The organism is Vogesella lacus, assembly GCF_979366295.1.
This window is the reverse complement of record NZ_CEETQT010000008.1, coordinates 1-26,474: the sequence shown is the minus strand read 5'-3', so window position 1 is coordinate 26,474 and position 26,474 is coordinate 1. Positions and strand designations below refer to the sequence as shown.

The following is a 26,474-nucleotide window of genomic DNA, read 5'->3' as shown; positions in this document are numbered from 1 at the left end:
GAGGTTCAATATTCTGGCTTGGGCGGATCTTGTAGCAGGCGTTGTTCCAGCTGCGTTGCCGGAACCGGACGGGAGTAAAGATAGCCTTGCATGATCTGGCAGCCAGCGGCCAGCAGCGCCTCTACCTGATGGTTGTTTTCTACCCCTTCGGCTACCAGCTCCAGGTCCAGCGTGCTGCCCAGCTTGATGATGGCTTCAACAATGGCCTCGTCATTCTTGTTATGCAGCATATCGTTTACGAAACTCTGGTCTATCTTCAGCACATCCAGTGGTAGCCGCTTCAGGTAAGACAGGCTTGAGTAACCGGTGCCGAAATCATCAATGGCAATCCTGACGCCAAGATTGCGCAGCTCCTGCAAGATACGCTGTGTGTTGTTGATGTCTTGCGCCAGCACGCCCTCGGTGATTTCGAGCTCCAGCAGCTCGTGGCGGATGCCGGTGCAGCTAAGCGTGTTCAGCACCATGGTCAAAAACTGCGGGTCACCAAACTGCACGGCCGAAATATTGACGCTGATGCTGATCGGGTAGCCGAGGGCATGCCATCTCATGGCATCCTGGCAGGCCTGTTTCAGGACGAATTTACCGATGGGGATAATCAGACCGGTTTCTTCTGCCAGCGGGATGAAATCGGCAGGAGAAATCAGGCTGCCGTCGTCTTGGCGCAAACGAATCAGTGCCTCAGCGCCGACGATACATTGACGGCGGGCATCGACCTTTGCCTGATAGTGGATTTCGAAAATATGTGTTTCGAGTGCGTCACGCATGTGCTGTTCCAGCAAATGGCGGGAACGCATGCTGTGCTCGATGTCTTGCGAGAAAAAGCGGAACTGTCCGCGGCCAGCCTGTTTGGCGGTGTACATGGCCGAGTCGGCGTGCCGGTACAGCATTTCGGCATCGTCACTGTCATCCGGAAACAGGCTGATACCGATGCAGGCGCTCAAGGTGTAGCGGGTGTTGTTGACTGGCACCGGCTCGGAGATCAACTCCAGCATGCGGCCAACCATGTCGCTGACCTGATCCAGCGAGCTGATTTCGGGTAGCAGCATGACAAACTCGTCACCGCCTTGCCGGCTGACCGTGTCTACACTGCGGCAGCTTGCCTGGAGCCGGCGGGCAATCTGTTGCAGCAAGGCATCGCCAACCGCATGGCCGGCGGTGTCGTTGATGCTTTTGAAACTATCCAGATCAACCACCACCATGGCGATTCGTCGCTGACTGCGCATTGACTGCTGGATGGCTTGCAGAATGCGATCTTGCAGCAGCATGCGGTTGGGCAGGTTGGTCAGGGCATCATGATAGGCCAGATGCGTCATCTTGATTGCCATGGCGCGGGCTTCGGACACGTCGTGGAAGACCACGATGGCACCGGTGATTTGATCTTCCTGATTGCGGATGGGTGAGGCCGAGTCTTCAACGTCAAACAGCATGCCGTCACGGCTGCGCAGTTTGCAATTCAGTGCCATGCCGACGACGCGGTTTTCCTGCAAGGCAAGGCGGATCGGATTTTGCAGGGTGAACTCATTGCCGCCATCACGTAATGGCATGACATGTTCAATGGCATTCCCGAGAGCTTCTTGTGCAGACCAGCCGGTCAGGCTTTCGGCAATCGGGTTCATGAAGGTCACGATACCCTGCTGATCGGTGGCGATAACGGCATCACCAATCGAATTGAGCATCACGCGGATGCGTTCTTTTTCTTCAAACAGGGCGGCTTCATAGCGCTTGCGGTCGGTAATGTCGACCAGCAACATCATGAAGCCTGCGCATTGGTTGTCGATGAGCCGTGGCACCAGTGTCAGCAGGCCATCTCTTGCTGGCAGCCTGTTGCGTGCAAGGGCGATGTCCTGCGACACGGCTTGCCCGGCCAGCACCAGTTTCAGCTGCTCGGCAATACGGGCGAAACAGGCCGGGCCGAGTACGTCTATCAGTTGCTGGCCTATCATGTTGGCCGCATCAATGCCGAACCATTCGGCAGACTGTCCGTTGCTGAAGGCGCAGCACAGATTGGTTTGCCAATAGCCGACAAAGGCGGGCAGGTGATGCAGTACATCTTGCAGATCTCGCTGGGCAAGTTCCAGTTTGCGGGTTTCCAGGCGCAGGGCCAGGTGAGTCTGGATGCGGGCGCGAGCTACAGGAATATTGATCGGCTTGGAAAGAAAGTCTACACCGCCAAAAGCCAGCGCCTGAAGCTCCTCCTGGCTGCTGCTGTGGGCCGTGACAAAAATGACGGCAACTTGCGAGAGCTGGGGGTCTGACTTGAGTGTCCGGCAGACCTCAAAACCATCCATGCCCGGCATTTCGATATCAAGCAATACAACGTCGGGCAGGCAGTCGCGGGCCAGGCGAATAGCAGCATCACCATCCACCGCAAAGTACACATCTCCCAGATCGTAGATGGCTTCGCGCAGGATGCGGATATTGCTGGTCTGGTCATCGACAATCAGGATGACCGGTTTTCGAATCAGAGAGTCGTCAAGCATCACATCACCCGTTGCATGTTAAATGCATTCTAGATGAGGGCAGGGGAAGCTGCTATAAAAGTACTGGTAATAATTAGTCAATATATCAGCAAGTTAGACATGCACTAAAAAAGGTATATGCCATATCGGCCTGATTTCAAGTCAAAGATGCTTGCCCGCTGTTGGTCGATGCATTGTTTTGTAACGTAGCAAATGCTGTGAAAATAAAAGTTTTTCATTTTTTATGTTTGATGCTATTTGTTAGTTTGTATTTAAAGTTACAGATAAATGACAGGGTGTCGAGCTTGTTGTGAGGCAGGAATATCCGGTATTAGGCTGGGTAAGCGCTGGATGGTTTTTGTATTCAAGTCGGGGAGTGTCAATGAGCATCTTTTTTGATGGCGCAGAGCCGTTTTTGGGTTTGCAGAAGGACAGGGCGCGACTTTTGATTGTTGATGATCAGCCTGCAAGCATCCATTTGATTCATAATATTTTTTCTGCCGATCATGATATTTTTATGGCCAGGAGCGGCAAGGAGGCGCTGGATTTGTGCGGGAAAATTTTTCCTGACCTGGTTTTGCTGGATGTCGAGATGCCTGGTATGGACGGACTGGAGGTTTGCCGGCAGATGCAGATGCATGCGGTGAATCAGGATATTCCGGTTATTTTTGTGACGGGACATGAGTCCCCTGAGTATGAGAATTTATGCTGGGAGGCCGGGTGTGTGGATTTTGTCAGCAAACCGGTAAATACGGTTACCTTGCGTAATCGGGTAAATGCACATCTGAAATTAAAATTCCAGAATGATTTATTACGAAAAATTGCATTGATTGATGGTTTGACCGGCGTAAATAACCGACGCTTCTTTAATCAGTGTCTGAGTGCCATGTGGTTGCGCTGCAAGCGTGACATGAAGCCCTTGTCGGTGATCATGGTGGATCTGGATAATTTCAAGCGCTACAACGACTTTCACGGTCATTTGCACGGGGATGAGTGCCTGCAAAAGGTTGCCATGGCCTTGAGGGGCAATATGTGCCGGCCAGATGATTGTGTTGCCCGGTTTGGCGGTGAGGAATTTGTTTGTCTGCTGCCCGATACGGATCTGTCTGGTGCGATTCAGGTGGCACGGCGTATGGAAGCAGATGTCAGGGCGTTGCAGATTCCGCATGGCAATTCTGATATTGCATCCATTGTGACCATCAGCCTTGGCTGTGGCTCGGTTGTGCCGGTCGATGGCAATACCGAGACCATGCTCGTGGAGCTGGCTGACAAGCAGTTATACAAGGCAAAGCATTCAGGAAAATCCTGCGTCTGTTTTTAGTGAGCTATTACCAGCCTGTTAATGCCGGCGGCTGTGGAGTCTGATCAATTATTTGATGTACTGCCGATTTTCATAGTCATGGCGTCTTGTCTGCCTGAGGCGATAAGGCTATGGTGCTTGCGGCCAACCTTTTATCGAAAGGTTGGCCGCAAGCATTTTTATTTACCCGAAAAATGAGAGACAGCATGACTATCGCGATTGCCATTCACGGTGGTGCCGGCACCATTCGCCGCACTGATCTTAGCCCCGAAAAAGAAGCCGCCATCACAGCCGGCCTGAATGCCGCGCTGGATGCGGGCTATCAGGTTCTACAGGCCGGTGGCAGTGCACTGGATGCGGTGTGCGCGTCGGTGCGGGCGCTGGAGGATGATCCGCTGTTCAATGCCGGTCGTGGCGCGGTGTATACGCTGGATGGCACGCAAGAACTGGAAGCGGCAGTGATGGATGGCCGCCAGCAGGCAGCCGGTAGTGTGACGGGGCTGACGCGCAGCAAGAACCCTGTCGATGTGGCGCGCCGCGTGATGGAAGCCACGCCGCATGTGACGCTGGGTTATGCGGCGGCGGATGCGTTTGCGCTGGCGCAGGGCTTGCCGCAGATGGAGGCGGACTATTTTTATACCGAATCGCGCTGGCAGGCTTTGCAGCTGGAGAAGGCAAGGTTGGCCGCAGGTGGCACCGATGCCGATGTGCCGGAAGACCGTAAGCATGGCACGGTGGGCGCGGTGGCGCTGGATGCAAATGGCGATCTGGCGGCGGCCACCAGTACCGGTGGGCGCACGGCGAAGTGGGCGGGGCGCATTGGCGATACGCCGGTGATTGGTGCGGGCACGTGGGCGGATACGCGTTGTGCGGTGTCCGGCACCGGTCATGGCGAGTTTTTTGTGCGCGCGGCGGTGGGGCACGATATTGCGGCGCGCATGGCTTATGCCGGGCAGAGTGTCGGCGATGCGGCGGGCGCAGTGGTGAACGAAACGCTGGTGCGGATGGGCGGCACCGGTGGCGTGATTGCGCTGGATGCGGCGGGTAATGTGACGATGCCGTTCAATTGCGAAGGCATGTACCGGGCGATGGTGGATGGCACGGGCCGGCGTGAGGTGGCGATTTACCGCGACTAAGCGGCTGATTCGCGACAGACAAAAGGCGCGTTCTTGGACGCGCCTTTTTCTTGTTCGGGCCTGGGTGATGCAGGTACGGCCTTGAGCCCTGCCGCTGTAATGGCTTATTGCAGCCAGATCAGATTGGCCCAGATGTCTTCCAGCAAAATGCGGTCGGGCAGAAATCGTTTCATGATGCGGTCCTCGCTGTGGTGTGACTGCATTATGGTTGGCCGCTGGCGGGTAGTGAAATTGATTGTTTTTTTATTGGTATTTGGTTTTGACTATTGCTGGTGACTATGGCTGGTAATTGAAAAAAGCGGGGCATGCCCCGCTTTGGTATGCGGTGTCAGTTTTACTGACGACCGGTGCTGCCGAAACCGCCTTCGCCACGCTCCGAGCTTTCGAAGCTGTCAACGATATTGAAGCCGACTTGCACTACCGGCACGATGATCATCTGGGCGATGCGTTCCAGCGGTTTCAGCACGAAGTCTTCCTTGCCACGGTTCCACACCGAGACAAACAGCTGGCCCTGATAGTCGGAGTCGATCAGGCCAGTGAGGTTGCCCAGTACGATGCCGTGTTTGTGACCGAGGCCGGAGCGCGGCAGGATCATTGCGGCAAGGCCGGGGTCGGCCAGGTGGATGGCCATGCCGGTCGGGACCAGTACGGTCTGGCCGGGGGCGATGGTCATCTCGGCATCAATGCAGGCGCGCAGGTCGAGGCCGGCCGAGCCACTGGTGGCATAGGCTGGCAGGTTGTCTTTCAGGCGGGTGTCGAGGATCTGTACGTCGATTACGGGTTTCATGTCTGGCTTTCAATACAGGGTTGGCCGCAGGGCAGCCGGGGTGGTTCAGGGCAGCAGGCTGGCGAGGTGGGCGACAATCGCGCGCGCAATCTCGGCCTTGCCCTGACGCGGTAGCGGGTGCTGGCCGTGGTCGTCCAGCAGGATGACTTCGTTGTCGTCCGCGCCCATCGCGTGCTGGGCGAGGTTGGCCACCAGCAGCGGCACTTTCTTGCGGCGGCGCTTCTGGTCGGCAAACTCCAGCAGGTTCTGGCTTTCTGCGGCAAAGCCGACGCAGAACGGTGCGGCCGGCAGACTGGCAATGCCGGCGAGGATGTCGGGGTTTTCTTCCAGCTTGATGACCGGTACGGCATCGCCTTTCTTGATCTTGTGCTCGCTGCGGTTTTTCACGCGATAGTCGGCCACCGCGGCCACGCTGATGAAGATATCGCTGCGGCCAACCTCGTGCAGTACGGCCTGCTGCATGTCGGCGGCAGACTGTACCGGCACGGTGCGCACATTCAGCGGCGCGGCCAGCGCGGTTGGGCCGCTGACGAGGGTGACGTCGGCACCGGCATCGCGGCAGGCGCGCGCCAGTGCATAGCCCATCTTGCCCGAGCTGATATTGGTGATGCCGCGCACGGTGTCGATAGGCTCGTAAGTTGGGCCGGCAGTCAGCAGCACGCGTTTGCCGGCCAGTAGTTTGGCGGCGAAAAAGCCTTGCAGCATCTCGAATACTTCTTCCGGCTCCAGCATGCGGCCGGGGCCGGTCTCGCCGCAGGCCTGTACGCCGTGTGCCGGGCCCCAGACGGCCACGCCATCACTTTGCAGCTGGGCGATATTGCGCTGATTGGGCGGGTTGTCCCACATCTGGCGATTCATCGCCGGCACTACTACCAGTGGGCAGGTCCGCGCCGAGGCCATGGTGGAGATCAGGTCATCGCAAGCGCCATGCGCGAGTTTGAAGATCATGTCGGCGGTGGCGGGCACGATCACGAATACATCGGCGCGGCGCGACATCTCGATATGGGCCATGGCGTTGTCGGGGCGCGCATCCCAGGTATCGCTGAACACGGCGTGGCCGGACAGCGCCTGAAAGGTCAGCGGCGTGACAAAACGGGTGGCTGCCTCGGTCATGACCACTTCGACATGATGGCCGGCCTTGACCAGCAGTCGCGTCAGTTCGGCTGCCTTGTAGGCTGCTACACCACCGGTGATGCCCAGCAGAATGCGTTTGGCTTGCATCGCAATATCCGTCAGCAGGAAAAGCCCAGATTGTAACGGAGGCCAACAGGCAGGGCGATAGTTGGCCGCAATCTGCAAGATAGTGATATGTCATTAAAAAGCTGCTAAAAATGATGCTATAGCACAATCAGGAGTCTGCGATGTCGATTGCCCAGTGGCCGGAGAATGAACGCCCGCGTGAAAAGCTGCTCCAGCGCGGCCCCGAGGTGTTGTCGGATGCCGAGTTGCTCGCCATCTTTTTACGTACCGGCATCAAGGGCTGTTCGGCAGTCGATATGGGGCGCGAGTTGATCGGCCGGTTTGGCAGCTTGGGCAAGTTACTGTCAGCCGCTCCCGGTGATTTTCGTCAGGGTAGTGGCATGGGGCCGGCCAAGTATGCACAGTTCATGGCTGTAAAAGAGTTGGCAAGGCGGGTACTGGCTGAGGAGATGCAGCTGGCTGACACGCTGAACAGTCCGCAAGCCGTCAGGCAGTATCTGCGCCTGGCGATCGGTAACAAGGATGTAGAGGTATTTGTAGTGTTGTTTCTGAATGCCCAGAACCGGGTACTCGCGGCAGAAGAGCTATTTCGCGGCACCTTGACCGAAACACGGGTTTATCCACGCGAAATCGTGCGGCGTGCCTTGCAGCACAATGCCAATGCAGTGATTGTGGCGCATAACCACCCCTCCGGCGTCGCCGAGCCATCGGCAGCCGACCGGGCGCTGACACAAACACTCAAGCAGGCGCTGGCTCTGGTCGATATCAATTTACTGGATCATTTTGTCGTGACCGGCAGTCACGCCGAGTCTCTCGCGGAGCGTGGCTGGGTGTAGTCTGCTGCTGTAAGCCGGTGTACAGCAGCATGGTGTACACGGTTGGCTTTTCTATAGCCTTAACAGCAAGGAGATCATCATGAGCATCCTTCGTGTCATGAATCATGCAGACTATATCCAGATCAACAATCAGCTGATCAAACCCGAATTCATGTATGCCTCGGAAGATTACTCCGATGAGGATGATGTCGCGCTGGAGGCCCAGCTGGATGGCAGCGATTTCAGCCTGACCGTAGCCGAACTGGAAGATGCGACGCCGCTGCAGGACGGTGGCTACTGGCTGGAAAGTGTCGGCTATATCCGCTTTGTTTCCGAGCGCAGTCTGCACTGATCGATTGCTGGAATTCCATCTGGGAATCTGCAGCGAGATATTGCTGTTGTTTGTCATTGTTTGGCAGTTTATTCTGTTTTTGCATGTTTGTTTTTGTCATGACTAATTTGATCCAGAACAAAAATGCGCAGCGGCTGCGTTGTTAGAGTCCTCTCTTCAATTTGGCAGCATTGCCATATCGGAGGGGTGTATGGACAAGATCAAGATTGCCTTGGTAGGCGCTGGTGAAACCGGCACGCCATTGCTGAAACAATTATTGGCTGCGTCGTTTGTCGAGCTGGTCGGGGTGGCGGATCTCAATCTCGATCTGCCGGGTGTAGCCTTGGCGAAAGAAGCGGGTGTGCCGGTAACCGATAACTTCATCGAACTGGCCGAGCAGGGCGAGGCGGTCGATATCATTATCGACCTCACCGGTTCGCGTAAGGTGCGCGAAGACCTGCGCCGCTTCATGCAGTTCAGTGGTAATGCTCACACGGTTATCATGCACGAGCGTATCGCCTTGCTGTTGATGTCTTTGTCGGCTGGTCATCTGGTTCAGACTCGTCATGACGAGCTCAGTTATTGACAGCTTTGGGTGCAAATAAAAAAGGCAGCGTAGGCTGCCTTTTTTATTTGCAGAAACAGGGCTAACTGTTTTCGGCTTGCTTGTGGGCGGGCACTGGCCCCTGCTGGCTGCGGATAGCCTGGCCGCCGCGAAACATCACGCTCTGACCGCATTGGATCGCTGTCCAGCATTCGTTATCGGTCAGTGGCAGGGTGGCAATCACGGCGACGCGGTCGTTTGGTGTGGTGACCGTGTTGAAATCGACAGTCACGTCATCATCGACCAAGTGTGCTTGCGGGAATGGTGCCTGACGCACGATGTAATGCAGATTGCTGCTGCCGTGCACGATCAACCAGTCACCATTGGACAGCATGAAATTGAAGGTGCCGTGCTGGTGTAGCTCGGCTGCCAGCGTGGCGATGGATTCAAACAGCTCGTCCTCGCTGGGTGGCTGGCACCAGCGCTTGCGCAGTTGCTCCATCAGATAGCAAAACGCGGCTTCGGAGTCGGTGCAGCCTACCGGGTTGTAATAACAGCCGGTTTCCGGTGCAAAGTCTTTCAGGTCGCCGTTGTGGGCGAATATCCAGTATTGCCCCCAGATCTCGCGCTGGAAAGGGTGGCAGTTGGCCAGATTGACGATGCCTTGTGTGGCCTTGCGGATGTGGGCAATCACGTTTTCTGACTTGATCGGGTATTGACGCACCAGGTTGGCCACCGGCGAGTCTGCCGATGGTTTGTCATCAAGGAACAGCCGAACCCCTTTGCCTTCAAAAAAGGCAATGCCCCAGCCATCGGCATGATGGTCGGTCTGGCCGCCGCGGCGATGAAAGCCTTCGAAGGAGAACAGGATGTCGGTCGGGGTGTTGCAGTTCATGCCTAGCAGCTGGCACATGTGGATTCCGTTTGGTCTTGTCCGGTTGATGATGTATTTATTGTTTCATGTGATGCCGATTTGCGCCAAGGCAAGATAATGCAAAGCTTTTGATTTCCAGTAAAATCCCCACCTTTGCGATTACGGTAGCGAGGAGCTTTCATGACGACAATCGTAGTGGTACGCAAGAACGGGCAGGTAGTGATTGCTGCCGATAGCCAGACCACCTTTGGCGATGACCAGCGTTTGCCGGCTGCCTATGATGTGTTTCATGACAAGATTTTCCGTATTGGCGAAAACCACCTCGCCATTGCCGGTTCGGCTGCGCATGATCTGGTTTTGCAAGCGGCACTCAAGGGCATGAAGTCGCGTGACTTCAGTAGCCGTGCCGGCTTGTTCGAGACCTTTCGCAAGATTCATCCCAAGCTTAAGGAGCAGTTCTTTCTACGGCCTGAGGAAGAGGAGGATGATCCTTACGAATCCAGCCAGATGATGGTGCTGGTGGCGAACCGCCATGGCATTTTCGGGGTGTATCCGATGCGCGAGGTTTACGAGTTTTCGCGCTACTGGGCGATAGGTTCCGGTCGCAAGTTTGCGATGGGAGCCATGCATGCACTGTACGAGCAGGATTTGTCCGCACGCGAAATCGCCGAGGCGGCGATTCGTGCCGGTTGCGAGTTTGATGCCAGTTCCTCGTTGCCGATGACGCTTTATACCGTTTCTGAAGAGAAGGATTCCAAGTAATGACCGAGACCGATACCCTGCAACGCTTCCTGTTTGACGGCATTCCGGCGCGTGGCGCCATGGTGCGCCTGGACGGGGCGTGGCAGCAGGTGGTAGCCCGCCACAATTATCCGGCACCGGTGCGCCAGGTGCTGGGGCAGATGGTGGCGGCTTGTGCCTTGCTTGCGGCCAACCTCAAGTTTGATGGCACGCTGATCATGCAGTTGCATGGCAAGGGTGATTTGCGCCTGGCGGTGGCTGAATGCACCAATGATCGTACCGTGCGTGCGACCGCACGCTTCAATGAGGACATCACCGACGCAGGTCTGCCGGCCTTGCTGGGCGAGGGCGGTACCTGTGTGCTGACGCTGGAGCCGCGTGATGGTGATCCGTGGCAGGGCATTGTGGCGCTGGAAGGCGATACGGTGGCCGAGATCATCGAAAACTATATGCAGCGTTCCGAGCAGCTTGAAACGCGGCTGAAGCTGGCCTGCAATGACGAGGTGTCTGCGGGCATGCTGCTGCAGCGCTTGCCTGACGGTCATGGCGATCCGGAAGGCTGGAACGAAGTAGCGGTGCTGGGCGAGACGCTGCGAGATGATGAATTGTTGGGTCTTGGGGCGCAGGATATTCTTCATCGTCTGTTCCACGAACTGCAGGTGCGGGTTTTCGAGCCACAACAGCTGAGCTTTGCCTGCAACTGCAGCGAAGAGCGCGTCGGTGATATGTTGAAGTTGCTGGGCGGGCAGGAGGCTGCTGAAGTGGTGATTGAGCAAGGCAGTATCGAGATTGCTTGCGAATACTGCGGCCAACGTTATGTGTTCGACGAGGACGATGTGAACCGCTTGTTCGATTTTGATGTGATGACATCGGTGCGCGAGTCGCGTCACTGATTGCCAAGCTGAAATAAAAAACGCCATGCATTGCATGGCGTTTTTTATTGCGCGACGGTGCTGTTCAGCTGGCGTGCAGGCGATTGTGCATCTCGTCCGCCCAGTCATCAAACTCGGTGGTGCTCATCCCCATATAGGTACAGATTTCGTCGGCACGGTCGCGCCAGGCCGGGTCGCCGTTATGGTCGGTGCTGGTGCGCCACACATATTGCGAGGCGCGGGCAACCGCTACCAGCAGCTTGTAATCGTGAGTCAGCAGATTGTTGCCTGGTTCGAACAGTTCCGTATGGTGTTGCAGCAAGATGGCCTGACAGAACTCTTCGGGCATATTCCAGGCGCGGGCAACCAGATAGCCGACAACGTCGTGGCTGGTGCTGTGCAGTTCCTGTTCGATCTTGCTGATCTGCTTGTCCTTGGCTTGCGAGGCAAGGCGCAGTGTGCGCTCGTACTTCGGATAGCGCATCAGCATCACGGCAATGCCGCAGCTACGGAACATGGCAAAGGTCTGGCTTTCTTCGCCCGGAATATGCAATTGCTCGCTCAGTGCGGCAGCAATGGCAGCTTCCTGCATGGTGCGATCCCAGAACTGCTCGATGGCGGGTGGTGTTTCTGATGTCAGTGACAGGCGCAGCAGCAGGCCGGTAACCAGGGTAATGATGTTGCGGGTACCCAGCAGGCTGACAGCCTGCTGAACGGAGGTCAGGCGACGAGAAGTACCAAAAGCCGGGCTGTTGGCAGCTTTCAGGATGGCGGCTGACAGGCCGAGGTCGGTGGCGATCAGATCCGCGACGTCCTGAAGGTTCAGATCAGGATTGCTGCGCAGGGTGATCAGCTGGTCCAGCAAGGTTGGTCTGGGTGGGATGACCAGATTCTTGACCAGCTCCGCCGTGGTATCGGCATCAAAGTGAGGTACCTTCATGGGGGCGTTCATTTTTTGTTTATTGGCAAAGTGATTCTAGACGACAGTTTATCGTTCAGCAGAAATTTGTCAGCGCCGCGATAACCTTGCTTTGACACGCATCAGGATGCGCAGAGATACGCAAAACAGATTGCATGGCAGGGTGTGGCGGGCGATGAACGGCAATGCCTTCAGCCAGCAAATTCTTCTGGATTTGCAAGGTGATTTCGGCATTCGGGTACGGAACGCACAGGAAGTTGGTGTGCGAGGGCATGCAATGCAGGCCGTGGCTCTCGAGCAGGTTTTGCAGCTGCAGGCGCAGGTCGCGGGTCTGCTCGATAAGGTTGGCCGCAAATTGCGGATCATCCAGAGCAGCGATGGCAACGGCCTGGCTGACGCTGGATACGCCATATTGGGTCCGGATCTGGTCTGCCTTGCTGATCAGTGCTGTCTCGGCCAAGGCATAGCCAACACGCAGACCTGCCAGTGCATAGGCCTTGGACAGGGTGCGCAGATGGGCGGTATTGGGCAGCAGCTTGAACGGCTGTTGTTCTGTGCAGAAGTCGATATAGGCTTCGTCGAGGATCAGCAGAGTCTGTTCTGGCAGCTTTGCGCGGAAAGCTTCCAGGGCTGATGGCGATAGCAGGGTGCCGGTCGGGTTGTCAGGGTTGGCCAGATAGACAAGGCTGGCATTGTGCTGTCGGGCGGCTGCGGCCAGGGCTTCCAGATCATTGAATAGATCAGCGCCTGATTGCAGATAAGGAACCTCGTGCACGATGGCACCAACGCCTTCGGCAAAATAGCGGAAAGTCGGGTAGGTACCGGCAGTGCAAACCACGCTGTCGCCAACGTTAACCCGCAGACGCAGAAATAGGCCGATCAGACTGTCGGCACCGGCATCGACAATCACCTGTTGCTCATCAACCTGGTTCAATGCCGCTGCTCGTTGACGGATGGCTGTGGCGTAAGGGTCAGGGTAAAGCCTCGCCAGATCCATCAGCTGGCTGGTCGACAGCCCGGCTATCGGGTGTGCGGGTACGGGAATGCTTTCATTCGAGCCGATACGCGAAACGATTTGCCGGCCGATGTTCTTCTCCAGTCGATACAGACCAGGGAAGGGGTTGTTGATGTCGTGTTTCTGCAGGTGCGAAGCAAATCGGGTCATGGTGATTCTCTTTGTTCTGTTTGTCTGGCTGGCGATTGGTCGGTGCTGAAGAAGCTGTCCAGCACTGCGGCCAACCTTGCGGCTTGCTCCCATTGCAGCATGTGACCACAGTCGGGCAAGGTGGTTTCCTGCAGTCGCTTAAAACAGGCTCTGCGTTGCGGCAGGGTTTCATACACCTGCTGCGTCAACGGGTGTTCGTGGCGGTGTTCGGCCATCACCCATAGTACCTCGCAGCAGATTCTGCGCCAGCAGGCCATAGCTTCTTCCAACCGGTACAACACCGGATTTACCATCTTGTGCTTGGGGTCGGCGCGTTGCTCCCAGCCATCACCTGTCTCTATCAATAGTTGCCGCGCCATAAAGCCGGCATGGCTGGCAGGCATTCCAGGGTTTTTGACTTGCAGTTTTGCCGCGAACTCCTCCGGCGTACGGTAGCGGCGAAAGACAGTCTGGTGACGTTTTTCATTTAGCCAGCGTGCGTAGCGAGAGGGTGCGAGTGCGGCCTGACAGTCGGATAGTCCGAAGCCATCGAGCAGAGCCAGTCTGGCAATGCGTTCGGGGCGAATGCCGGCGTATAGCCCTGCAACCATGGCACCCATGCTGTGGCCGCACAGCATGGCGGGCTCGTCGGGGGAGTAGTGTTCCAGCAGCGCATCAAGATCGGCAAGGTAGTCTGGGCTGTAGTAACTGCCGCTATTCCATGCGCTCTGACCAAAGCCACGCCAGTCCGGCGCAATGATCTGCCAGTCTGGCAGCAGATCGGCGACAAACTGGAAGGTGTCGGCACAGTCCATCCAGCCGTGCAGCATGAACAGCGTCGGTGCCTGCTCTTTGGGCCAGATTCGGATGTGGTGCTGATGATTATTGAGTGTCAGCTGCTGGCTCAGTGGCTCGCGCAGTGGTTGATAAGAGGTGGAATGAGATGGCATGGCAGCGTTGACCGGTTGTTTGCAACATGGTGTTGCCTGACCTTCTTGTCATCAATACCCCTTGGGGGTATTATGAACTTCGATTAATGAGAGGGCTGGCCATGAAAGAGCTGGAGTGTTGCGACAAGATGGTCGTGCAGCCTGAAAAGCAGGCCTTGCAAAAGCGGTTGGCCAGGCTGGAAGGGCAAGTGCGCGGTATTGCAGGCATGGTGTCGGATGACAGGTACTGCGTGGATATCTTGACGCAGATTGCGGCGGCGCGCTCTGCGCTTGATGCGGTTGCCCAGCAACTGTTGGAGAGTCATCTGAAGGGTTGTGTGGCCAAGGCGGTGGCTAAAGGCGATAGCGATAATGCCATTGCCGAAGTCATGATGCTGTTAAAGAAAATGCGTTAAGCCGGATCGAATAGGAGAATGAAATGCAACAGACCGAACTGAATGTGGATGGCATGACTTGCGGTGGTTGTGCCAATGGTGTGAGCAAGGCGCTGAAAGCTTTGCCGGGCGTGGTGGATGTTGCTGTGGATCTGGTAGCCAAGAAAGTGGCAATCAGTCACGAGTCTGTTGCTGAAGAGCAATTGCGGGCCGCGATCGAAGCGGCTGGCTTTGATGTTATCTAAGCCATTTTTTATCAAAGATCCGGATTGACTTGCGGATGGGTGGTTTAGTCCGTACAATCTTCAGCTTTTAACCCTTGCCCTTTGATCGCGCATGACAAAGGGCTTTTAGCCAAAAGGAGTTCACATGCGGCACTACGAAATCGTGTTCATCGTCCATCCGGATCAGAGCGAACAGGTTGGCGCCATGGTTGAGCGTTACAAGGGCATGGTCCTGAACGCTGGCGGCCAGATCCACCGTCTGGAAGACTGGGGTCGTCGTCAACTGGCTTACCCGATCCAGAAAGTTCACAAGGCTCACTACGTTCTGATGAACGTTGAGTGCACCCCGGAAACCCTGGCCGAGATCGAGCACGCCTTCAAATTCAACGACGCCGTTCTGCGTCACCTGACCATCAAGATGACTCGTGCTGTAATCGAGGCATCCCCGATGCTGAAGGATGAGAAGGCCAAGAGCCTGCTGGAAAACCAGCCGGCTGCAGAAGGCGAAGTGGCTGCCTGATAACAGGGCAATTACTTGCTGAACCAACTTGAACTGACGGCAACTGTCGAGCGCGAAGAAATTTTGCGCAGGACGCCAGCTGGTCTGGCGGTGGTTGAAGTCTGGCTGAAGCATCAGTCCAGGCAAAAATCATCAGGCCTTGAGCGTGATGTCGTTTGCGAGATACAGGCTGTTCTGTTGGGTGATCTGGCCACTTTGATGGCGGGAAAACTCGAAGGGCAGCAGGTGGCTTGCAAAGGGTTTCTTTGTCAGCGCAGTTTGCGTAACCCGCGGTTGGTTCTGCATATCGAACACGTTGAATTTGTAAAAGGTTAATCAAATGGCACGTCAACTCTTCAAGCGCAAGAAGTTCTGCCGCTTCACTGCGGAAGGTATCAAGCACATCGACTACAAATCCGTCGACCTGCTGAAAGACTTCATTGCTGAAAACGGCAAAATCATCCCGGCTCGTATCACTGGTACCAAGGCTGGCTATCAGCGTCAGCTGACCGAAGCGATCAAGCGTGCTCGCTTCCTGGCATTCCTGCCATACACCGACCAGCACTAAGACCGGGAAAGGACTGACAAGATGCAAATCATTCTGCTCGAACAAGTCGCTAACCTGGGTATCCTGGGTGATGTGGTAAATGTTAAAAACGGTTACGCGCGTAACTTCCTGATTCCTCAGGGCAAAGCCAAGCGTGCTACCGAAGCAAACCTGAAAGAATTTGAAGTTCGTCGCGCTGAACTGGAAGCCAAGCAGGCTGCCATTCTGGCTGACGCTCAGGTTCGTGCCGAGAAGCTGACCGACGCTGTTATCACCGTTTCCCAGAAGGCCGGTGTTGATGGTCGTCTGTTTGGTTCGGTTACCAACGTTGATATCGCTGAAGCTATCACCGCTACTGGCGTTGAAGTTAAGCGTTTCGAAGTTCGTCTGCCAAATGGCCCGTTCAAGGCTACTGGCGAGTACGACATCGAAGTTGCTCTGCATCACGACGTTGTTGTGGCAATCAAGATTGTTGTGGTTGCCGCTGCCTAATCAGGCTTGCGTCTCAAAAAAGCCGCCTTCGGGCGGCTTTTTTTATGTCTGGAATGCAGCTAATTAATTTGCGGGCGAGGTGAACTTTATTCATGCCTTGCTGACCAACACAGAGCAAGCGTCGTTCTGACGTTTTCTCTTCTGATTCTTTTGCATTGCTGCAGCGCCGATTTTTCGGCGCTTTTTTTTGTTTCAAAATGTTGGAATGTGAAAATTTATTGAAATGAAATATCTGCAGTGTCGGACGGGCTGATTTGGCAGGCTGGATCGGGAGGGGATTTTGGTGTGGCGTGCAAAGGTGTTTGCTGCCGAGTGGTGTAACTTGATGATATCAAAAAAAATGCGCGGGGTTTGATGCCCGCGCCAAGTCTACAAAGGAGAAATAGAGGAGAAACTATCAAGAGGCATTCACTGCATCCCAACGGCGCGAATTATGTTCTCTGTGCAAAAAAGTGTCAATGTATACAATCTTCAAAGTGTGCAATATGTAAAATATTGTCGCAGTTTGAATACAGACTGTTGCTAATCGAAAATTTCTGCGCGAATTTGATCAGATGATCATCTTTGGCGCTCAAGACTGCGCGAAGTCGCAAGCTGTGCGACAATATCGTCTTTGCTTCACTCAGACTGTCCTTGCCCGCCATGAGTCAATTTCCGCTAGTTCTGCCTGATCCGCGCCAATATCCGGCGGCGGCCCCCAGCAATATGCTGATTCATCATGTTCAGTCCATTTTGTCGGCTGCCAGTGAAGACGACAGGCAGATGTGGCGTGAAGGCTTGCGCGCTGCGCTGCAGGGCATGCTTGAGCGCAAGGAATTGCTCTCTTTATCAGTGGCGCTGGCGATGGTGACGTCAAGTACCGAGTATCGTGAGTTGTGGAGTGCGCTGCGTGATGCCGTCGAGCGACCAGATGTTGGCCGCCACGCTATTGTTTTTGCCGTACCGCTGGTACTGGTTGTCGGCAGCAAGAATCAGGTGACTTTGCCGGCGACGATAGCTGATGAGGCTGCCCTGAATGCCTTGTTCCGCCAGCATGGCTTGTTTGCCGAGGGCGCGGAAGTGCTGTTCTCGGGCAAACTGATTCATCCGGATCACGTTGTCGATATCTCGTCGGCGCAGCTTTTCCAGCAGGCGCGTCAACCGGATGCTGCCGGCGACTTGCTGGCCAATCTGCCGGCTGCTGCCATTACTGCCAAGGGCGAGGGCGTTTTCTTGCGCTATCTGCTTGGGGTGGCAATTCAGGAAGAGGGTGCAGCAGCACCGGTCAAACTTGGTGGCAGTGTCGGTGCCTGGGGTATGCCATTGATGAAGTTCATTGGCGAGCAGCTGGCGGTGGATGGTGTAACGCTGTTCCCGATTCCGCGTCCGCCTATGCCCTTGATGCAGGCTATGGTTGCGGCCAACCATGCACGTCTTGAAGTGGCGATGCAGGTGTTTGCCAGTACCCAGATCCGCGAGCTGCGTAGCCAGGGGCTGGAGCCGGTGGCGATTTTGTCGGCGCATGACAATAACGAGTTGCATCTGACGATTTCCGCCCATGGTAACGCCAAGGACTGGGGTGGTTTTGTCTGGCCGCTTGCAGCGCATGATGATGTGGCCCAGATCGAAACCGCTGTGCGCCAGCTGATGACCGAGTGCCAACTGAATGATGTGCGAGTGGTGCCGACCATCCAGCCGGAAATGGTGGGCAGCATTCCCTTGTTCCTGACGGCTGACGAGTGGCCAGCCAAGGTGCAAACCCTACAGTAATCCCGAATGGCAGGTGCAACATGAATTTGCTTCATTGTTGGCCTGCCATTTGTTCATCCGGACTTTGTGACGGATGGTTTAGAATATGTCGGCGTAAACCGTGGCCGTGCCAAGGTCGCCATAAGCCTTAATCAAACCCTTCAGATGGAAGAGTCAACGATGTTTGCTGATATCAATATCGCCCAGTACGACCCGGAACTCGCTGCCGCAATTGCCGGCGAAGTACAGCGTCAGGAAGATCATATCGAGCTGATCGCTTCGGAAAACTATACCAGCCCGGCTGTCATGGAGGCGCAAGGCTCCCAGCTGACCAACAAGTACGCTGAAGGCTACCCGGCCAAACGTTTCTACGGTGGCTGTGAGTATGTAGACGTGGTCGAGCAACTGGCTATCGACCGTGTGAAGCAGCTGTTCGGTGCCGAGTACGCCAACGTACAGCCGCACTCCGGTTCGCAGGCTAACCAGGCGGTTTACTTCTCCATCCTGAAGCCGGGCGATACCGTGATGGGTATGAATCTGGGTCATGGTGGTCACCTGACTCACGGTTCCCCGGCCAACCTGTCCGGTAAGCTGTTCAATATCGTGGCTTATGGTCTGAACGAGAACGAAGAAATCGACTACGACGATATGGAGCGCGTAGCGATGGAAACCAAGCCGAAGCTGATCATCGGTGGCGCTTCCGCTTTTGCCCTGCGTTTCGACTTTGAGCGCATGGGTCAGATCGCCAAGAAGTGCGGTGCCTACTTCATGGTCGACATGGCGCACTACGCCGGTCTGGTGGCTGCCGGCCTGTATCCGAACCCGGTACCACACGCCGACTTCGTGACCTCCACTACCCACAAGACCCTGCGTGGTCCGCGTGGCGGCATCATTCTGGCCAAGGCCGAGTTCGAGAAGTCCCTGAACAGCAATGTGTTCCCGACCCTGCAGGGCGGCCCGCTGATGCACGTGATTGCCGCCAAGGCAGTTGCGTTCAAAGAAGCGCTGACGCCGGAATTCAAGGAATACCAGGCTCAGGTGATCAAGAACGCCGACGTGATGGCCAAGACCCTGATCGAGCGCGGTCTGCGCATCGTGTCCGGCCGTACCGAGAGCCATGTGTTCCTGGTGGATCTGCGTGCCAAGGGCCTGACCGGCAAGGCTGCTGATGCCGCACTGGGCAAGGCGCACATCACGGTCAACAAGAACGCCATCCCGAATGACCCGGAAAGCCCGTTCGTGACTTCCGGCATTCGTATCGGTTCGCCAGCGATCACCACTCGCGGCTTCAAGGAAGAAGAAGCCCGCATCGTGGCCAACCTGGTGGCTGACGTGCTGGATAACCCGAATGACGAAGCGGTACTCGCACGCGTGGCCAAAGAGGCGACCGAGCTGTGCCACCGTTTCCCGGTTTACAAGAAGTAAGCGGGTAGTCTGGTTGAAAAAGGCGGCGTTTGCCGCCTTTTTTGCGTTGTGGATCACCGGCTTGGCTGTCGGTGGCATGGCTGCACGTCAGCGTTTTAGCTGATAACATGGCGGCATTGCCATTTGTACAGAAGCCAAGTCATGAAATGTCCGTTCTGCGGTTGTGTTGATACCCAGGTGGTGGACTCGCGCGTCAGCGAGGACGGCAACAGCATTCGCCGTCGCCGCCGCTGCACCGGTTGTGACAAGCGCTTTACTACCTTCGAGACAGCGGATGTGCGCATGCCGCAGGTGGTGAAGTCCGGAGGGCATCGCACCGAATTCGACGAAGAGAAAGTTCGCACCAGCTTTATGCGTGCCTTGCATAAACGGCCAGTCTCCACGCCGCTGGTGGATGAAGCGATTGACCGTATCTGTCAGCGTCTGTTGCAGCTGGGCGAGCGCGAGGTGCCGAGTCGCTTGATTGGCGAGATGGTGATGAACGAGCTGGCCAAGCTGGACAAGGTGGCGTACGTGCGCTTTGCCTCGGTGTACAAGAGCTTTCAGGATATTGCCGAATTTTCTGACGCTATTCGCGAAATCGAAAAGCAATAAGCGAATCTTTGCCGGAATCATGCTAAATGCCCGCAATTGCGGGCATTTTTGCATTTGACATGCCTTTGCGGCCAACCTTAATCTGTCAGGCCGCACTTCAAGTATTTGAAAGAAATGTCATGACCTCCCGTACGGTTTGTCTGGTACTGCCGACACTGGCAGCTGCCGCGCAGATGTTTGCCTGTGTTGATGCCGAGCGCGAGCGTCTGCGCCGCTGGCTGCCTTGGGTAGACAAAACCCAGAGCGAGGCTGATAGCGCCACCTTTCTGCAGTTCGCCATTGATCAGCGCGCGGCTAACGCCAGCCAGGTTTGGCTGATCGAGGTGGATGGCGAGTTTGCCGGTGTGATGGATCTGCATGCGATCTGTCGCCTGAACAATCGTGCCGCCATCGGCTACTGGCTGTCGGCTCGTTTTGAAGGGCAGGGCGTGATCAGCGCGGCGGTGCGCTTGTTGCTGGCCGAGGCCTTTGGCCCGCAGGGGCTGAACCGCGTGGTGATTGATGCGGCGGCGGCCAACCTGCGCAGTTGTGCGGTGGCCGAGCGGCTGGGTTTCCAGTTTGAGGGTGTAATGCGGCAATATCTGCGCTATCACGGTGAATATTACGATGGCAGGCAATACAGCCTGTTGGCGAGCGAGTGGAGAGAACTGACATGCAAGTGACCATACGGCCGGCAGACCCGCCGCGCGATAATGATGCCCTGTTTGCCCTGCTGGATGCCAATCGCGAGCGGCTGGACCGCTGGTTGCCTAGTGTAGACAAGGCCAAAAGCTCGGTGGATACCGAGTTTTTCTTGCAGCAGATGCTGGTTGCCCGTCATACCGGTCGCGGCTATCACTGGTTGATCGAAGTCGATGGCGAGCTGGCCGGGACTTGCTCGCTGTTGCCGCTGGATCGTGCCAATGCTGCGGCCAACCTTGGCTTCTGGTTGGCGCAAGCGTTTGAAGGCCGGGGCGTGATGCAGCAGGCGCTGCGTGCGGCGCTGGATTTTGCCTTCAGTGAGGGTGGCCTGCATCGGGTCGAGCTGCAGGCGGCGATCAGCAATCAGCGCAGCCTCGCCCTGGCCGAGCGCCTGGGTTTTGTCGCCGAAGGCATTGCCCGTGATGCGCAAAAGCTGGCGCAGGGCTATGTGGATGTGGCACGCTTCGCGCTTCTTGCCACTGACTGGAAAGCAAAAGCATGAGCTTCAGCGCCGATGATCACCGTTTTATGCAGCAGGCTTTAAGGTTGGCCGCAGCCGCCACCCGCCGTGCCACGCCGAATCCCGGCGTGGGCTGTGTGCTGGTGCGGGATGGCGAGGTCATCGGTGAAGGCGCGACTTTGGCCGTCGGGCAGGATCATGCCGAAATCCAGGCAATCAAGGACTGCTATGCGCGCGGCCTGACGCCGGTCGGGGCGACGGCTTATGTCACCTTGGAGCCTTGCAGTCACTACGGCCGCACGCCGCCATGCGCCGAGCGGCTGATTGCAGAAAGGCTTGGCCGTGTAGTGGCGGCAATGGTGGACCCGTATCACGAAGTCGCCGGACGCGGCATTGCCATGCTTAATGCTGCGGGTATTCCGGCGCAGGCCGGTTGTCTGCAGGCCGAGGCGCAGCGTGTGCATCGCGGCTTTCTGTCGCGGGTTGGCCGCGGCCGACCTTTCGTTACCCTGAAAGCCGCGGCAACGCTGGATGGCAAGACTGCGCTCAATAACGGTGTCAGCCAGTGGATCACTGGTGATGCAGCCAGACTGGATGTGCAGCACCTGCGGGCGGCGCACGATGCCATCCTCACCGGCAGTGGCACCGTGTTGGCCGACAACTCGCGCCTGACGGTGCGCGAGCTGCCGGTGCTGCGCCAGCCCTTGCGCGTGGTGGTGGATGGTCAGCTGCAGACGTCGCCTGACGCGGCGATTTACCAGACGGATGCTGCGCCAAGCCTGCTGGCGACAGCCAGTGGTGATGCTGACCGGTTGGCGGCCTATGCCGGCAGGGGGGTGCAGACGGCGCTGCTGCCGGATGCGCAGGGCAGGGTGGATCTGCCACGTCTGCTGCAGCAACTGGCGCAGCAGGGCATCAACGAATTGATGGTCGAGGCCGGTGCCGGGCTGAATGGCGCTTTGCTGCAGGCAGGCCTCGTTGACGAGATCGTGCTTTACCTCGCACCCTCGCTGGCCGGCGCGGATGCGCGTGGGCTGTTTGCCTGGCCGGCCCTAAGCTCACTGGCGGACAAGATAGCGTTGCAGATTGTGGATACGCGCATGGTTGGCCGCGACCTGCGCCTGGTTTTGCGGCCGCAGATGCCGGAAGTTTGATCCAGCAATGGGCAAGGCCTGCCCGACGTGATTAGAATGTGGCTCCTCATCCCGCCATGAATGGAGCAAGCATGCTGGTCAGCGCCACCCGATTGCGTACACTTTCCCGCCTGACGCTATTGGCCCTCGGGTCTGCCGCAGAAGAAGCCGATGTGGTCAGCGAGCATCTGCTTGCGGCCAACCTCAAGGGGCATGACAGCCACGGTATCGGCATGTTGCCTTTTTATGTGCAGAGCAAGCAGCAAGGTACGCTGCAGCCCAATCAGCCAGCCTGGCTCTTGAATGACAGTGGCGCCATCCTGCAGTTTGACGGTGAGCGTGGCTATGGCCAGCGCGTGGTGCCCGAGGCGGTTTCGGCAGCGCTGCAGCGGGTGGAAGACACCGGCATTGTGCTGCTGACCGTGCGTAACAGCCACCATATGGGCCGTATCGGCCAGTATGGCGAGCAGGTGGCAGCCGCCGGCAAGGTTGGCTTGTTCTTCGTCAACGTGATCGACTTTCCGCAGCCGCTGGTTGCACCGTTTGGCGGCTCCGCTGCGCGCTTTGGTACCAACCCTCTCTGTGTGGCCTTCCCGGCTGGCGAGCAGGAGCCGCCTTTCATTCTGGATTTTGCGACCAGCATGGTGGCTTACGGCAAGACGCGGGTTGCTTATCTGGCAGGCAAGACTTTCGACGACAAGGTTATGCTGGATGCCGGTGGCGTGCCGACAGACCAGCCTGCGGTGATGCATGAAGAACCGAAAGGCGCCTTGCGGCCGATCGCCCTGCACAAGGGCGGCGGACTGATTACGGCCATCGAGTTTCTGGCTGGCTTGCTGTCGGCGGGTGGTACTTTGCAGCCAGGCAATGCGCGCGAGGGTGGTATCGTCAATAACCTGACCGCCATCATTATCGACCCGGCTGCGGTGACGGATGTTGACTGGTTGCGCGGCGAGTATGACGCGATGGCCGACTACATTCGCAGTTCGCCTGCGCCAGAGGGTGAGCAGCCACTGATGCTGGCGGGCGAGCCGGAGCGCCAGCGCGAGGCGCAAAGGTTGGCCGCAGGCATCGAGATATCCGATGGCGAGTGGCATGCTATTCTTGAAGCGGCCCGTCAGGCCGGTGTGACCGAGGCGCAGCTACAGGCGCTGCCCGCTTGAATCGTTTGGCAGGATAGACATTGTGAGTGATATGGCATCGAAGGCGCTGGAAGCCTATGTGCACCTGTTGGAGCAAAAAGGTGCCAGCAGCGAGGTCATCGCCTACCGGCGCAGTCTGCTGAGCCGGCTGGTGCAAATCCTGCGTGGCCAGCCGCGCAGTCGCGATGTCTATCGCAGCGCCATCAATGCCTTCTTGTCGATTTGCCCGCCGGGAGACCGGCCGGGCGCGATGACGGCGGCGCGCGAGTATTACTATTTCTGGCTGGGGGATTTGCAGAAGCTGGCCGAGATGAACGCGCGCTCCGGCTTCACCACCCACCATGTGCGTTTGCCGGTGCTGGCCTCGTTTGATGAACTGCGCCAGCGCATGAGCAAGGAGCAATTCACCGCCTATCCACCCTCGCTGGACATTTATCTGGGCAAGCTGTACGAGCTGGGTGCGGATGATGAAGTGCTCAACGAGCGGGGCGAGCTGCTGCGCCCCATGCTCTATCTCTTGCACGAGCAGCAGCATCATCCGGACAGCTTTCGTACGGCGGTCGATGCCTTGTTGATGCATCTCACCGACAGCTATGCGCGTGAAATCTTTCTGACCATTGCGCGCGAATTCTTCTACTACTGGATGACATTTCCGGCAGCCGACAAGCGCGAACAGCTGGCCGCGCAATAGCGCGCCGGATATTTGCGATTTTCATGAAATTTCTGGCATGATCGACCCTGTTTCTACCGAATCGAGCGATCATGAGCACTCAAGCATATCTTCAGGCTGAATCGGCCTTCACCCGTCTGTATCGTCTGGGTCACCTTTTTTCGATTACCGCCTGGGATCAGGCCACCATGATGCCGCCGGCCGGTAATGATGCGCGTGGTGCGGCGCTGGCCGAGTTGCAGGTGCTGATGCATGAGCAGCTGACTGCGCCGTCACTGGCCGCTGCCTTGCAGCAAGCTGCCACCGAGGCGCTGACGCCGGCGCAACAGGCCTCGCTGCGCGAGATGCGTCGTGACTGGGAGTCGGCCAATCTGCTGCCGGCGGCGCTGGTCGAGGCCAAGGCACTGGCGGGTAGCCGTTGCGAGCATGCCTGGCGCAAGCAGCGTGCGGCCAACGATTGGGCTGGCTTTCTGGAGAACTTCCGCGAAGTCGTGCGCCTGTCGCGTGAAGAGGCGCGCTATCTGGCTGATGCCAAGGGTGTGTCGCCTTACGATGCGCTGATGGACAAATACGAGCCGGGTATGAATAGCGCCGAAGTTGACCGTATTTTCGGCGACGTCAAAAGCTGGCTGCCTGGCCTGATTCGTCAGGTGATGGACAAGCAGGCTGGCGAGGCTGTCATTCTGCCGGAAGGGACTTTTGCCATCGACAAGCAGAAGGCCTTGGGGCTGGAGATCATGGCGCTGCTGGGCTTTGATTTTGATGCCGGCCGACTCGATGTGTCGATGCATCCATTCTGCGGTGGCGTGCCCGAGGATGTGCGCATCACCACCCGTTATACCGAGCAGGATTTTACCCAGAGCCTGATGGGCATCGTGCACGAAACCGGCCATGCCCGTTACGAGCAGGGCTTGCCGCGTAACTGGCTGCATCTGCCGGTTGGGCGTGCGCGCTCGATGGGCATTCACGAGAGCCAAAGCCTGTCGTTCGAAATGCAGCTGGGTCGCAGCCCGGCCTTCCTGCAGCTGATTGCCCCGTTGGTGCGCAAGCATTTTGGCGAACAGTCGGCCTTTGATGCGGCCAACCTTGCACGATTGTACAACCGTGTCGAACCGGGCTTTATCCGTGTGGATGCCGACGAGCTGACATATCCGGCTCATGTCATCCTGCGCTACGAGATTGAGCGCGCGCTGATGGATGGCGAGATCGAGGCTGAGGATATTCCGGCATTGTGGGATGAAAAGATGCAGGCCTATCTGGATGTGGATACGCGTGGTAACTATCGCGATGGTTGCCTGCAGGATATTCACTGGACGGACGGCAGCTTCGGTTACTTCCCGAGCTATACCTTGGGTGCGATGTACGCCGCGCAATATTTTGCGACCTTGCGTCAGCAGCAGCCGGATCTGGATCAGCAAATTGCCGCCGGTAATCTGGCAGGGATTTTTGACTGGCTGTCGACGCATATCTGGTTGCCGGCCAGCAGCAAGACCACGGCCGAGCTGGTGCGGGATGCGACTGGCGAGGTCTTGAACCCGCAGCACTTCCGCCAGCATCTGCAGGCGCGCTACGGTTGATCCGTCATTGAAAACAAGCCCCGGGATATGGATTTCGGGGCTTGTTTTTGGCAAAAGTAATTGACATTGTGCTTGTGGCTGGTAGTTTGCCGGCATGTGGCAGTGTTGGCTGCCGGTAATCGGAGGTGTGTATGTTGGCAAAGCGGCTCTATCTCTTGCCCTTGGCTTTGGCACTGTCGGCCTGCTCGGTGGTTTCTCCCTTGCTGGAAGGGACTGGGGGGCGGACAAAGGTGGAAGGCCCGGCTACAGGCAAAGTTGCTTCGCTGCAATATGAGCGCCAGCTGTTTGACGAAGCTCGTCAGCTGTCCTCCCGGGTTGCGGCCGGCGAGTTGACTCGCGTGCAAGTGGCTGACCGCTTGCGAGCGAAAAGCCTGGCCATGGTTGGCCGCAATCCGGTGGATGATGAAGTCTTCCGGCAGTATCGCCAGCTGGCGGCGGCGCGTGATAGTGGTGCTATCGATTCGGCAGTGGCGCAGCGGCGCATGCAAGCCTATCTGCAGGGCTGGCTGAAACGTTGGCCGCAATACCAGCCCAAGCCATCAAGCCCGGTATTTACCCGCTTCATGCTGATGCTGTACGACATGCCGGCCTTGCCCTGATGGTTTGTCTTGATGAAAAGTTGGTCGCAAGTGATTGCGGCCAACTTTTTTGCATTTGTGGGTGCTTTGTAATCAAAGACTTGTGCACTTTGTGTGATTGTTTTGGTTTTGGGGTGTTGACGGGTTGGGGCGGGGTGGGTATAGTTCGCCTCCTCAGCTGACGACGCAAACGAAACAAGCAGTCAGCACCGCTCTTTAACAGACCAAATAACCGATAGGTGTAAGTATCTGGCGAAGCCAAATACTTGCACTGCAAG

At 57.0% G+C, this 26,474-nt stretch carries 30 protein-coding genes; 23 read left to right on the top strand and 7 right to left on the bottom strand.

Features of this window, described 5'->3' with window-relative positions; genetic code table 11:
- Nucleotides 1-5 precede the first annotated feature (5 nt).
- Nucleotides 6-2,480: a two-component system response regulator gene (locus ACZ9W6_RS11295; RefSeq protein ID WP_465191254.1), complete on the bottom strand. Its 2,475-nt coding sequence runs from the start codon at nt 2,478-2,480 to the stop codon at nt 6-8.
- Between the two features lie 361 nt (nt 2,481-2,841).
- On the opposite strand from ACZ9W6_RS11295, the gene ACZ9W6_RS11290 reads away from it, so the two are divergent.
- Nucleotides 2,842-3,780 (top strand): GGDEF domain-containing response regulator, encoded by a 939-nt coding sequence (locus tag ACZ9W6_RS11290; RefSeq protein ID WP_465191253.1) that lies wholly within the window; start codon nt 2,842-2,844, stop codon nt 3,778-3,780.
- A 185-nt stretch (nt 3,781-3,965) separates the two neighbouring features.
- Complete coding sequence (locus ACZ9W6_RS11285) at nt 3,966-4,895, top strand: isoaspartyl peptidase/L-asparaginase family protein (RefSeq protein WP_465191252.1); 930 nt, start codon at nt 3,966-3,968, stop codon at nt 4,893-4,895.
- Nucleotides 4,896-5,229: 334 nt separating this feature from the next.
- Here ACZ9W6_RS11285 and dut read toward each other — a convergent pair whose 3' ends face one another.
- Nucleotides 5,230-5,682 carry a dUTP diphosphatase gene (gene dut, locus ACZ9W6_RS11280; RefSeq protein ID WP_465191251.1) on the bottom strand — a complete coding sequence of 151 codons (453 nt, stop codon included), beginning with the start codon at nt 5,680-5,682 and terminating at the stop codon, nt 5,230-5,232.
- Between the two features lie 45 nt (nt 5,683-5,727).
- Nucleotides 5,728-6,903, bottom strand: coding sequence for a bifunctional phosphopantothenoylcysteine decarboxylase/phosphopantothenate--cysteine ligase CoaBC (gene coaBC / locus ACZ9W6_RS11275; protein WP_465191250.1), 1,176 nt, complete (start codon nt 6,901-6,903; stop codon nt 5,728-5,730).
- Nucleotides 6,904-7,043: 140 nt separating this feature from the next.
- Between coaBC and radC the strand changes: the two genes are divergently transcribed.
- The 3 genes from radC (at nt 7,044) to ACZ9W6_RS11260 (ending at nt 8,614) form a co-directional block, all read left to right on the top strand.
- Nucleotides 7,044-7,718 carry a RadC family protein gene (radC, locus tag ACZ9W6_RS11270; protein WP_465191249.1) on the top strand — a complete coding sequence of 225 codons (675 nt, stop codon included), beginning with the start codon at nt 7,044-7,046 and terminating at the stop codon, nt 7,716-7,718.
- Between the two features lie 79 nt (nt 7,719-7,797).
- Nucleotides 7,798-8,049: a hypothetical protein gene (locus ACZ9W6_RS11265; protein WP_465191248.1), complete on the top strand. Its 252-nt coding sequence runs from the start codon at nt 7,798-7,800 to the stop codon at nt 8,047-8,049.
- Between the two features lie 190 nt (nt 8,050-8,239).
- A complete protein-coding gene (locus ACZ9W6_RS11260; protein ID WP_465191247.1) occupies nt 8,240-8,614 on the top strand; it encodes an oxidoreductase in 375 nt (124 codons plus the stop codon).
- A 61-nt stretch (nt 8,615-8,675) separates the two neighbouring features.
- On the opposite strand, the gene ACZ9W6_RS11255 is transcribed toward ACZ9W6_RS11260, so the two are convergent.
- Nucleotides 8,676-9,485 (bottom strand): class II glutamine amidotransferase, encoded by an 810-nt coding sequence (locus ACZ9W6_RS11255; RefSeq protein ID WP_465191246.1) that lies wholly within the window; start codon nt 9,483-9,485, stop codon nt 8,676-8,678.
- A 141-nt stretch (nt 9,486-9,626) separates the two neighbouring features.
- Here ACZ9W6_RS11255 and ACZ9W6_RS11250 point away from each other — a divergent pair, with 141 nt between their 5' ends.
- On the top strand, nt 9,627-10,208 hold the full coding sequence (locus tag ACZ9W6_RS11250; protein ID WP_465191245.1) for an MFS transporter: 582 nt from the start codon (nt 9,627-9,629) through the stop codon (nt 10,206-10,208).
- A complete protein-coding gene (gene hslO / locus ACZ9W6_RS11245; RefSeq protein WP_465191244.1) occupies nt 10,208-11,080 on the top strand; it encodes an Hsp33 family molecular chaperone HslO in 873 nt (290 codons plus the stop codon). The genes ACZ9W6_RS11250 and hslO overlap by 1 nt, the downstream gene beginning before the upstream one ends.
- 64 nt (nt 11,081-11,144) lie before the next feature.
- Here the strand turns inward: hslO and ACZ9W6_RS11240 are convergent, their stop codons facing one another.
- From ACZ9W6_RS11240 to ACZ9W6_RS11230, 3 genes are read right to left on the bottom strand one after another with little or no spacing between them, the layout of a single operon-like run.
- Entirely contained in the window at nt 11,145-11,999 is an 855-nt protein-coding gene (locus ACZ9W6_RS11240) for an HDOD domain-containing protein (protein ID WP_465191243.1), read from the bottom strand.
- A 55-nt stretch (nt 12,000-12,054) separates the two neighbouring features.
- Complete coding sequence (locus ACZ9W6_RS11235) at nt 12,055-13,143, bottom strand: pyridoxal phosphate-dependent aminotransferase (protein ID WP_465191242.1); 1,089 nt, start codon at nt 13,141-13,143, stop codon at nt 12,055-12,057.
- Complete coding sequence (locus ACZ9W6_RS11230) at nt 13,140-14,072, bottom strand: alpha/beta fold hydrolase (RefSeq protein ID WP_465191241.1); 933 nt, start codon at nt 14,070-14,072, stop codon at nt 13,140-13,142. Before ACZ9W6_RS11230 ends, ACZ9W6_RS11235 begins: the two co-directional genes overlap by 4 nt.
- Before the next feature lie 26 nt (nt 14,073-14,098).
- On the opposite strand from ACZ9W6_RS11230, the gene ACZ9W6_RS11225 reads away from it, so the two are divergent.
- The 16 genes from ACZ9W6_RS11225 to ACZ9W6_RS11150 all read left to right on the top strand — a co-directional run bounded on the left by ACZ9W6_RS11225 (nt 14,099) and on the right by ACZ9W6_RS11150 (nt 26,217).
- Nucleotides 14,099-14,467 (top strand): metal-sensitive transcriptional regulator, encoded by a 369-nt coding sequence (locus tag ACZ9W6_RS11225; protein WP_465191240.1) that lies wholly within the window; start codon nt 14,099-14,101, stop codon nt 14,465-14,467.
- A 23-nt stretch (nt 14,468-14,490) separates the two neighbouring features.
- Nucleotides 14,491-14,691: a heavy-metal-associated domain-containing protein gene (locus ACZ9W6_RS11220; protein WP_465191239.1), complete on the top strand. Its 201-nt coding sequence runs from the start codon at nt 14,491-14,493 to the stop codon at nt 14,689-14,691.
- Nucleotides 14,692-14,815: 124 nt separating this feature from the next.
- Entirely contained in the window at nt 14,816-15,190 is a 375-nt protein-coding gene (rpsF, locus tag ACZ9W6_RS11215) for a 30S ribosomal protein S6 (protein ID WP_465191238.1), read from the top strand.
- A gap of 15 nt (nt 15,191-15,205) precedes the next feature.
- Nucleotides 15,206-15,505, top strand: coding sequence for a primosomal replication protein N (priB, locus tag ACZ9W6_RS11210; RefSeq protein ID WP_465191237.1), 300 nt, complete (start codon nt 15,206-15,208; stop codon nt 15,503-15,505).
- A 4-nt stretch (nt 15,506-15,509) separates the two neighbouring features.
- Nucleotides 15,510-15,737: a 30S ribosomal protein S18 gene (gene rpsR / locus ACZ9W6_RS11205; RefSeq protein WP_465191235.1), complete on the top strand. Its 228-nt coding sequence runs from the start codon at nt 15,510-15,512 to the stop codon at nt 15,735-15,737.
- A gap of 21 nt (nt 15,738-15,758) precedes the next feature.
- Nucleotides 15,759-16,208 (top strand): 50S ribosomal protein L9, encoded by a 450-nt coding sequence (gene rplI / locus ACZ9W6_RS11200; RefSeq protein ID WP_465191234.1) that lies wholly within the window; start codon nt 15,759-15,761, stop codon nt 16,206-16,208.
- A 642-nt stretch (nt 16,209-16,850) separates the two neighbouring features.
- The gene (locus ACZ9W6_RS11195; protein WP_465191233.1) at nt 16,851-17,957 is read left to right on the top strand and encodes a hypothetical protein; all 1,107 of its coding nucleotides are present in this window, start codon (nt 16,851-16,853) and stop codon (nt 17,955-17,957) included.
- 159 nt (nt 17,958-18,116) lie between these two features.
- A complete protein-coding gene (glyA, locus tag ACZ9W6_RS11190; RefSeq protein ID WP_465191232.1) occupies nt 18,117-19,361 on the top strand; it encodes a serine hydroxymethyltransferase in 1,245 nt (414 codons plus the stop codon).
- A gap of 141 nt (nt 19,362-19,502) precedes the next feature.
- Nucleotides 19,503-19,955: a transcriptional regulator NrdR gene (nrdR, locus tag ACZ9W6_RS11185; protein WP_465191230.1), complete on the top strand. Its 453-nt coding sequence runs from the start codon at nt 19,503-19,505 to the stop codon at nt 19,953-19,955.
- 119 nt (nt 19,956-20,074) lie between these two features.
- On the top strand, nt 20,075-20,617 hold the full coding sequence (locus tag ACZ9W6_RS11180) for a GNAT family N-acetyltransferase (protein WP_465191229.1): 543 nt from the start codon (nt 20,075-20,077) through the stop codon (nt 20,615-20,617).
- A complete protein-coding gene (locus ACZ9W6_RS11175; protein ID WP_465191228.1) occupies nt 20,608-21,138 on the top strand; it encodes a GNAT family N-acetyltransferase in 531 nt (176 codons plus the stop codon). The genes ACZ9W6_RS11180 and ACZ9W6_RS11175 overlap by 10 nt, the downstream gene beginning before the upstream one ends.
- Entirely contained in the window at nt 21,135-22,250 is a 1,116-nt protein-coding gene (ribD, locus tag ACZ9W6_RS11170) for a bifunctional diaminohydroxyphosphoribosylaminopyrimidine deaminase/5-amino-6-(5-phosphoribosylamino)uracil reductase RibD (RefSeq protein WP_465191226.1), read from the top strand. The genes ACZ9W6_RS11175 and ribD overlap by 4 nt, the downstream gene beginning before the upstream one ends.
- A 71-nt stretch (nt 22,251-22,321) precedes the next feature.
- Entirely contained in the window at nt 22,322-23,392 is a 1,071-nt protein-coding gene (locus tag ACZ9W6_RS11165; RefSeq protein ID WP_465191225.1) for a malate/lactate/ureidoglycolate dehydrogenase, read from the top strand.
- Between the two features lie 22 nt (nt 23,393-23,414).
- Nucleotides 23,415-24,062 carry a hypothetical protein gene (locus ACZ9W6_RS11160; RefSeq protein WP_465191224.1) on the top strand — a complete coding sequence of 216 codons (648 nt, stop codon included), beginning with the start codon at nt 23,415-23,417 and terminating at the stop codon, nt 24,060-24,062.
- Between the two features lie 71 nt (nt 24,063-24,133).
- Nucleotides 24,134-25,618, top strand: coding sequence for a carboxypeptidase M32 (locus tag ACZ9W6_RS11155; protein WP_465191223.1), 1,485 nt, complete (start codon nt 24,134-24,136; stop codon nt 25,616-25,618).
- 131 nt (nt 25,619-25,749) lie between these two features.
- A complete protein-coding gene (locus ACZ9W6_RS11150; protein WP_465191222.1) occupies nt 25,750-26,217 on the top strand; it encodes a hypothetical protein in 468 nt (155 codons plus the stop codon).
- The last annotated feature ends 257 nt before the right edge of the window (nt 26,218-26,474 follow it).